The following is an 8349-nucleotide window of genomic DNA, read 5'->3' on the forward strand; positions in this document are numbered from 1 at the left end:
ACCTTGCTGTCGAACTTGCCGCCTGAATGCAGCGTCGTCATGATGAGTTCGAGCGCCGGCTTCTTGAATTTCGGGTGCGGATCGACGGGAATGCCGCGGCCATTGTCGGTAACGGACAGGTATCCGTCGGCGGATAGTTCGACATCGATGAAGGTCGCATGGCCGGCGACCGCCTCGTCCATCGAATTGTCGATGACCTCGGCAAACAGATGGTGCATCGCCTGGTCGTCGGTGCCGCCAATGTACATGCCCGGGCGGCGGCGTACCGGCTCCAGGCCCTCCAGCACCTCGATGTCGGCGGCACTGTAGCTCTCGCTGGCGTCACGGGGCGCCGGCCGCTTCGCCGCCTGCACCAGCGGGTCGGCCGGGCGCGCGGCGGCGCGAGCCGGTTGCGGCTGCTTGCCCAAATTGGCAAAAAGATCGTTGTTGTCGTCCATGCTGGTTCTGGATTCCGATGCTGCGAATCACCACCCGATACTGCCACGCTTTTCGCGGGCGGGCGACGGAGGTTCCTGTTACGTTCGAGGATAGAGCCTCTTACTGCAAAACCATTCGACAACCAAGCGGCGGAAATGGGGTCGAAGCCTGGAGCATCGACGTTTTGTAAACCCTGTCCGAAGGTTACGCCGGAAGATTGGCTGAAAAAACGGTATTTGCGGACTGTCGCTGACCTAGAATGCAGCGGAACCCTCAAGAGGCTGTCGCTTAAGCATGTTGGATTACAGTTCGCTCCTGCTCGCGGCTGCGCTGTCGGGCACGTGCCTCAGCATCACCATGTTTGCGATCTGGTTCACCGCGCCACAGGCACGCTTTGTGCTGACGGTGGCGTGCGGCATTCTCGTGCTTGTCGCACATGTGGTGTTGTTTTGGCATTACACCAGGGATCCAAGCGCCTGGCTTTGCCAGATCGTGCTTGTGCTTCTCAGCCTCGGCTTCCTGATTATCTGCCTGTCGGCCATGCAATATCTCAGCATAGGCGACTACAGGCGCGCCATCTTGCCGACCTTGGTTGCGATGGCTGTTTGCACGGGCGCGACGTATCTCGGGTTTGATGGTGTCGGCTTCATCGTCACCTACGCGACAGTAACGGCGCTGCTCTCGCTCATCGGGGCGATGTTCTGGATTGAGGGTGGTCACGATCGCCGGATATTGCTGGTCGTCTCGTTCCTGAGCGGCGTCTGTGCGCTGTCGTTCGGACTTTGCGGCGCGGTCCTGTTGGTCAAGGGCCAATGGGTGCTCGGTGTAGCACCTGACAATTGGGCCGAGCGGGTGAATTCCGTCGTGGCCGTCGCCTGCATGACCGGGCTCGGTGCATTGACGCTCTCCCTGCACCATTTGCAGGCGCAGATCGAACTTAAGGCCGAGACGATGACCGATCCATTGACCGGGCTGATGAACCGGCGGGCGTTGACGGCACTCTACGGCGAGCGGGTCTTTGGTCCGTTCATGTCCGTCGCCATGTTCGATCTCGACCATTTCAAGAGGACGAACGACGTATTCGGTCACCCGGTCGGCGACCAGGTCCTGCGCCGCTTCGCAGGGGTCATCAGGAAATACGCCAGAACCGGCGTCGACGCCTTCCGACTGGGCGGCGAGGAATTCGTCCTCGTCATGTCGCGGATGACGGAAGAGAAGGCCTATGACATCGCGAGCAAGATCAGCGTCGCCTTCGGCACGGAAGTCGTGGCCACCCAGCTTGGTCCGTTGCGAAGCACAGTCAGCGGCGGCATCGGCTTTGGCGGAACAAGCGGCACCGGTCTCGACGATGTGCTGGCCGAAGCCGACGCAGCACTCTATGCGGCAAAGCGCGCCGGGCGAAATCGCGTCGTCGTCCGGGACCGGGCGAACAAGGCCGACGGGCCGGCCTTGCGTTCTGCCTGATTGAGGCTTCTATCTTCTTGTTAGACCATGATCTTGTCCGAAAACCGGATTCCACTTTTCGGGATCATGATCTATTCCGCCGCACCAAGATATTCCGACAGCGGCGGGCAGGAGCAGACCAGGTTGCGGTCGCCGGCGACGTTGTCGATGCGTGACACCGGCGGCCAGTATTTTGCCGCCGTATCGGCATCCCCGGCGGGGTAGGCCGCCTCCAGACGCGAATAGGGATGGGTCCACTGGCCGGCCAATGCCTCGGCGGCGGTGTGCGGCGCATTGACCAGAGGATTGTCGGCCAACGGCCATTCACCCCTGGCCACCTTGGCTGCCTCGCCGGCTATGGCGATCATCGCCTCGCAGAAACGATCCAGCTCGCGCTTGGGCTCGGATTCGGTCGGCTCGACCATCAGTGTGCCGGCCACCGGGAACGACATGGTCGGCGCGTGAAAGCCATAGTCGATCAACCGCTTGGCGATATCGTCGACGCTGATGCCGGCGCTGTCCTTGAGCACGCGGGTGTCGAGGATGCATTCATGCGCAACGCGTCCGTTGCGCCCCTTGTAAAGCAGGGGGAAATGCTCGCCAAGCCACGTCGCCACATAGTTGGCGGAGATGATCGCCGTCTCGGTCGCCTGCTTCAGGCCGGAAGCGCCCATCATGCGGATATACATCCAGGTGATCGGCAGGATGGAGGCACTGCCGAACGGTGCCGCCGCCACGGCATGGGCCGACCCCTCGGTGACGTGGCCGGGCAGATATGGCTTCAGGTGCGCCTTGACGCCGATCGGGCCGACACCGGGGCCGCCGCCGCCATGCGGGATGCAGAAGGTCTTGTGCAGGTTCATGTGGCAGACATCGGCGCCGATATCGCCGGGACGGGCGAGGCCGACCAGCGCGTTGAGGTTGGCGCCGTCGAAATAGACCTGGCCGCCATGGCTGTGGACGAGGGCGCAGAGGTCGCGCGCGCCTTCCTCGAAGACGCCATGCGTCGAAGGATAGGTGAACATCAGCGCCGCAAGATTGTGCGAATGCTCGGCCGCCTTGGCCTGCAGGTCGCCCATGTCGATATTGCCGTCCTCCGTGCAGCGCACGACGACGACGCTCATGCCGGCCATGGCCGCGCTTGCCGGATTGGTGCCATGCGCCGAGGACGGGATCAGGCAGACGGTGCGATGGCCTTCGCCGCGCGACAGATGATAGCCGCGAATGGCGAGCAGCCCGGCATATTCGCCCTGGCTGCCGGCATTGGGCTGCAGGGTCACCGCGTCGAAGCCGGTGATCTCCGCCAGCCAACCTTCCAGCTCCTCGATCATGGCGCGATAGCCTATCGAATGGTTTGCCGGCGCGAAGGGATGCAGGTTGGCGACATCAGGCCAGCTCACCGGCATCATTTCGGCGGCGGCGTTGAGCTTCATGGTGCAGGAGCCGAGCGGGATCATGGCGCGGTCGAGCGCCAGGTCCTTGTCGGCCAGCCGGCGCAGGAAGCGCATCATGTCGGTTTCCGAGTGATTTTCGCGGAAGACGGGCTGGGTGAGGAACTCCTTGCCGCGCGGTTTTCCTGGCATGGAACTGCCGGTGGCAACGCCGGCCTTGGCGCCGAAAAGTGCAGCGATCGCCTCCAGATCGGCTTCGGTGGAGGTCTCGTCGAAGCTGATGCCGACATGGTCGGCGTCGATGACGCGCAGCAGCCGGCCGGTCTTTTCTGCGGCGGCGGCAATCGCGCCGGCTCTGCCCTTCACCTCCACGGCCACCGTGTCGAAGCGGCTTTCGCCGACCACCGAAACGCCCGCTGCCTTGAGGCCGGCAGCCAGGCGGTTGGCCAGCGTGTGGACGCGGCCGGCAATCGCCTGCAGCCCGGCAGGGCCATGCCAGATCGCATAGGCCGTCGCCATGTTGGCGAGCAGCGCCTGTGCGGTGCAGATGTTGGAGGTCGCCTTGTCGCGGCGGATATGCTGTTCGCGTGTCTGCAAAGCGAGGCGGTAACCGGGGCGACCCTTGCTATCCGTCGACTGGCCAACGAGCCGGCCGGGCATCAGCCGCGTCAGCCTGTCGGAGACGGCGCAATAGGCGGCGTGCGGCCCGCCAAAGCCCATCGGCACGCCAAAACGCTGCATCGGGCCGACGGCGATGTCGGCGCCAAGCCTGGCCGGCGCCTCGGTCAGCGTCAGCCCAAGCGGGTCGGCAATGAAGACGACCAGCGCGCCGGCCGCGCGGGCCTTGTCGATTGCTGCCTTGTGATTGCCGTAGACGCCAAACGTATCGGGCCAGGAGACCAGCAGGGCGGCGGTGTTGTCGTCGATCACCTCGCCGTCGACCTCGATGCCAAGCGGCTCGGCGCGCGTGCGCACGACGTCCAGCGTCTGCGGGTGCGGCGTACCGGCCAGTGCCACCTTGGTGCGCTTGTCGCGATGATGGCGCAGCGCAATGCCGACAGCTTCGGCCACCGCCGTCGCCTCGTCGAGCAGCGAGGCCGACGCCACCGGCAGGCCGGTCAGTTCTGTCACCAGCGTCTGGAAGTTGAACAGCATTTCCAGCCGGCCCTGGCTGATCTCGGCCTGGTAAGGCGTGTAAGCCGTATACCAGGCCGGGTTTTCGAACAGGTTGCGCTGGATCACCGGTGGCACATGGACGCCATGATAGCCGGCACCGATGAAGCTCTTCAGCACCTTGTTCTTTGCCATCGTCGCTGCGAGCTCGGTCAGCGCTTCCGCTTCGCTTGCCGGCGCGGGCAGGGCCAATGGACGGTCGAGCCGGATCGACTTCGGCACTGCCTGACTGATCAGCGTCTCGACCGAAGGAACGCCGATCGTCGCCAGCATGGCTCTGACGTCATGGAGGCCCGGGCCGATATGGCGAGCCGAGAAGGGGTAGGGTGCTGCGGTCATCTTCCTGGTCCTGCTATCAACCAATATGGGCTTTGTAAGCGGCTTCATCGAGGAGCCCGTCGAGTTGGCTCTCATTGGCCAGCTTCATCTTCCACAACCAGCCGTCGCCGGTTGCCGCCGAATTGACGAGCGAAGGATCCGATGACAGCGAGGTGTTGGCCTCGGTGATCTCGCCGTCGACCGGTGCGTAGACGTCCGATGCCGCCTTGACCGATTCGACCACCACGGCCGTATCGCCCTTGGCCAGCTTTTTCCCCGGCTCCGGCAGTTCGACGAAGACGAGATCGCCGAGCTGCTGCTGTGCGTAATCGGTGATGCCGACGGTGGCGATGCCGCCCTCGACGCGCAGCCATTCGTGATCTTCGGTGAAATAGGTCTGTGCCATTGAAATCATCCTTTGCGGTAGCGATGGGGCGTGAAGGGCAATGGGTGGATGTCGACCGGGATTTTCGTCCCGCGGACATCGGCGAACAGTTTTGCGCCGGATTTGGCAAGCGGCGTCTGGACGTAGCCCATGGCGACCGGATGACCGGCCGAGGGGCCGAAGCCGCCGGAGGTGACATGGCCGGCAGGGTTGCCGTCGGCATCGAAAAGGGCAGCGCCGGCGCGCACCGGCTGGCGGCCTTCCGGCTTCAGGCCGACGCGTTTTTGCGCCGGGCCGCGCTCCACGATGGCGCGCAGCGCATCGGCGCCGATGAACGCGCCGGAGGCGCGAATCTCCTTGGGGATGGCCCACATCAGCCCGGCGCTGGCCGGATCGATCTCCGGCGTGATGTCCAGCCCGTGCAGGCACAGTCCGGCTTCGAGCCGCAGGCTGTCGCGGGCGGCAAGGCCGATCCACATCACCCGCTCGTCCTCGAGCAGCCTGATGACGAGATTTCGCGCTTCCGCTTCCGGCAGCCCGATCTCGAAGCCGTCTTCGCCGGTATAGCCAGACCGGCTCATGAACCATTTTTCGCGCGGCTCGATGCCGTGCATGAACACCAGCGAACCGGTCTCGATGCCGGCGCGGGAGAGGGCGGCCCACGCCTCGGGGCCCTGGATGGCCAGGAAGACGCGGTCGAGTGCGTCCACCTTCACGTCGAAATCCCCGGCCAGTGCGCGCAGATGTTTTTCGTCGGCGGCGGCATTGCCGGCATTGGCGACCATCATGAAGCGCTCGGCGCCGAGCCTGGTGACGATCAGATCGTCGAGTATCCCGGCCGCCTCATTGAGGAAGAACGTGTATTTGGACTGGGAAATCTCAAGCGCGCCGGCATCGAACGTGCAGGCGCGGTTCAGAAGCGCTGCTGCGCCCGGGCCGCTGATTTCGAACAGCTTCATGTGCGAGATGTCGAACAGGCCGGCATGCTCTCGGCTGTGAAGGTGCTCCTTCATCACGCCGGCCGGGTAGGTCAGCGGCATCGACCAGCCGGCGAAGGCGCCAAAGCGCGCACCGGCTGCCATGTGCAGATCTTCGAGGGGAAGGTGTTTGGTGTCGTCGCCCGTCATGTCATCTCCAGAGTCGCACGCAAGCGGCCGCGAATGGCGACCAGTCCGTGCCCCTCTGTCTGAAGCCTGAGAGACTCGCGCCCCGTAACTCTGTCGGCAGCGCTTACACCTTCGGCGCGGGGGCAAGCCCCGACTTTCCAGAGTGTCTTTCCCGTCTACGGTTCTTTTGCCTGAGAGATTTCGGGCGATTTCCCCTTCGGCGGCAGCTCTCGCTGCTCTCTCCCGCAAACAGGTAGGACTCGATCAAGAGCCCTCGACTCGTCATCCATAGCCCGTGGACGACACCTTGTCACCTGCCAGCGACGTTTTTACTGGCAAGTCTTCTGCGGGCCTTCTTTACAGGCAAGACAGGCAAGCCTTCGCTAACTACGCCGCTTGCCGGTTTCTCAAGACCTTGCCGATATACCGGATAAGGGCCGGCAATTACCGGCGGCGGGCGGGGAAGAAAATGGGCGAATTGATCATGAGCGCGCCGGTGGCCGGGCTGACTTCGAAAAATCGGATCACGGCGGAAGACGTGATCATGCTGCGCCGCGAAGTGTTCGGCGACGGCGTGGTAACGCGCGGCGAGGCCGAGGCGCTGTTTGCGCTCGATGCAACGGCGCGGGACAAATGCGCGGAATGGCTCGAGTTTTTCGTCGAGGCCGTCACCGACTTCATCGTCCACCAGGAAAAGCCGGCGGGCTATGTTTCGCAGGAGAATGCCGACTGGCTGATCCGAACGATTTCGCGCGACGGCATGGTCGATAGCCGGACAGAACTCGAGTTGCTGGTGCATGTGCTGGAAGTTGCCAAATCATCGCCGAGCACGCTTTCCGGCTATGCGCTGGAGCAGGTCGCTCATGCGGTCGTGGAGGGCAATGGGCCGCTGATGACCGGCGGCAGGCTTATCCCTGGGTCGATTGCCAAGGCTGAGGTCGAGCTGTTGCGCCGCATTCTTTACGCCTATGGCGGCGATGGCAACATCGCCATCAGCCGCGCCGAGGCCGAGGTGCTGTTCGAGATCAACGAGCGGACAGCGGCGGCCGACAACGATCCGTCCTGGAACGATCTGTTCGTCAAGGCGATCGCCAATTTCGTCATGTGTTCGGCCGGCTACGAACCGCCGGTGCGCGACGTGGCGCTGCGCCGGGATTCGTTCTTCGAGCAGGCCGATCCGGAGATCGGCGGTTTCTTCAGCCGTATGGTGTCGGGCGGCCTATCCGGCATTATGGAGGCCTACCGCTCGCCGGGCGACGTCGAGGCCGAATGGGAATCGAGGAACAAGGCAGCCGAGGCTCTGGCCCGCCGCGCCGAGACGGTCGACGCCGGCGAGGCCAAATGGCTCGCTGAACACTTAGGCGACCGGCCGCTGCATGAGAACGAGCGCGCGTTGCTGACGCTGATCAAGCACGCCTCGCCGGAAATACACCCTGCGCTCAAACCGCTGATCGACAAGGTCGCCTGAACAAAAGGCAATAAATCGTCGGTCGTCAGATGCCGCCGTACCAGTCGTAGCCATTGTCCTCCCAATAGCCGCCTCTGCCGCCGCCGAGATTGGCGAAGCCGTCGACCAGCTCGATCTTGTAGAGGTATTTCGGCATCTTGTAGCCGAGCTGGCGCTCGACGCGGACGCGCAGCGGCGCGCCGTTCTCGACCGGCAACGGCTTGCCGTTGAGGCCATAGGCAAGGATCGTCTGCGGATGACGGGCATCGACCAGGTCGATCGAGCCGTAATATTTGATATCGCCGGCAAGGCTGCGGTCGATCGTATCGAGGCAGTGGAACATGACATAGCGCGCCTGCGGCTTGACCACGGCCTGGTCGAGCACCAGCGACAGCGGCGTGCCGGTCCATTTGGCAATGCAGCTCCACCCTTCGACGCAATCGTGGCGGGTGATCTGCGTGCGGCTCGGCATGTTCATCAGCTGCTCGCGGCTTAGCGACAGCGGCTTTTCGACAAGACCTGAAACCTCCAGCCGCCAGTCGGCGAAATCGCTGGCGAGCAGGCCCTTGTAGAAATCGTCGTCCGGTGCGGTGACACCGTTCGGCCGCTGCGGCTGGCGAATGTCGGCCTCGGTGAACTCCGGCGCCAGCGCATCGCGGCCGGCAAGCA

7 protein-coding genes and 1 riboswitch are annotated in these 8349 nt (G+C 63.8%); of the genes, 2 read left to right on the forward strand and 5 right to left on the reverse strand.

All coding sequences use genetic code 11. From position 1 onward, the window contains the following. Positions 1–437 (reverse strand): ATP-binding protein (locus E5W70_RS27090; RefSeq protein WP_292664250.1); only part of this gene is annotated, 437 nt, incomplete at its 3' end. A 274-nt stretch (positions 438–711) separates the two neighbouring features. Here E5W70_RS27090 and E5W70_RS27095 point away from each other — a divergent pair. Then, positions 712–1881 carry a GGDEF domain-containing protein gene (locus E5W70_RS27095; RefSeq protein WP_292664252.1) on the forward strand — a complete coding sequence of 390 codons (1170 nt, stop codon included), beginning with the start codon at positions 712–714 and terminating at the stop codon, positions 1879–1881. Between the two features lie 71 nt (positions 1882–1952). On the opposite strand, the gene gcvP is transcribed toward E5W70_RS27095, so the two are convergent. Genes gcvP through gcvT form a run of 3 tightly spaced genes read right to left on the reverse strand, consistent with a single transcriptional unit; the run spans position 1953 to position 6254 of the window. After that, on the reverse strand, positions 1953–4763 hold the full coding sequence (gene gcvP, locus E5W70_RS27100; protein WP_292664254.1) for an aminomethyl-transferring glycine dehydrogenase: 2811 nt from the start codon (positions 4761–4763) through the stop codon (positions 1953–1955). A gap of 16 nt (positions 4764–4779) precedes the next feature. Beyond that, positions 4780–5148, reverse strand: coding sequence for a glycine cleavage system protein GcvH (gcvH, locus tag E5W70_RS27105; protein WP_292664256.1), 369 nt, complete (start codon positions 5146–5148; stop codon positions 4780–4782). Positions 5149–5153: 5 nt separating this feature from the next. Continuing rightward, positions 5154–6254, reverse strand: a complete 1101-nt coding sequence (gene gcvT, locus E5W70_RS27110; RefSeq protein WP_292664258.1) for a glycine cleavage system aminomethyltransferase GcvT — start codon at positions 6252–6254, stop codon at positions 5154–5156. A gap of 148 nt (positions 6255–6402) precedes the next feature. Then, positions 6403–6489, reverse strand: a riboswitch (glycine riboswitch). Between the two features lie 213 nt (positions 6490–6702). Here gcvT and E5W70_RS27115 point away from each other — a divergent pair. Beyond that, positions 6703–7701, forward strand: a complete 999-nt coding sequence (locus E5W70_RS27115; protein ID WP_292664260.1) for a hypothetical protein — start codon at positions 6703–6705, stop codon at positions 7699–7701. A gap of 25 nt (positions 7702–7726) precedes the next feature. Here the strand turns inward: E5W70_RS27115 and E5W70_RS27120 are convergent. Continuing rightward, the coding region (locus E5W70_RS27120) for a molybdopterin-binding protein (protein ID WP_292664262.1) at positions 7727–8349 on the reverse strand (623 nt) is incomplete at its 5' end.

Origin of the sequence: Mesorhizobium sp. (assembly GCF_005063415.1) — a bacterium.
In the GTDB taxonomy this organism is placed as follows: Bacteria; Pseudomonadota; Alphaproteobacteria; order Rhizobiales; family Rhizobiaceae; genus Mesorhizobium.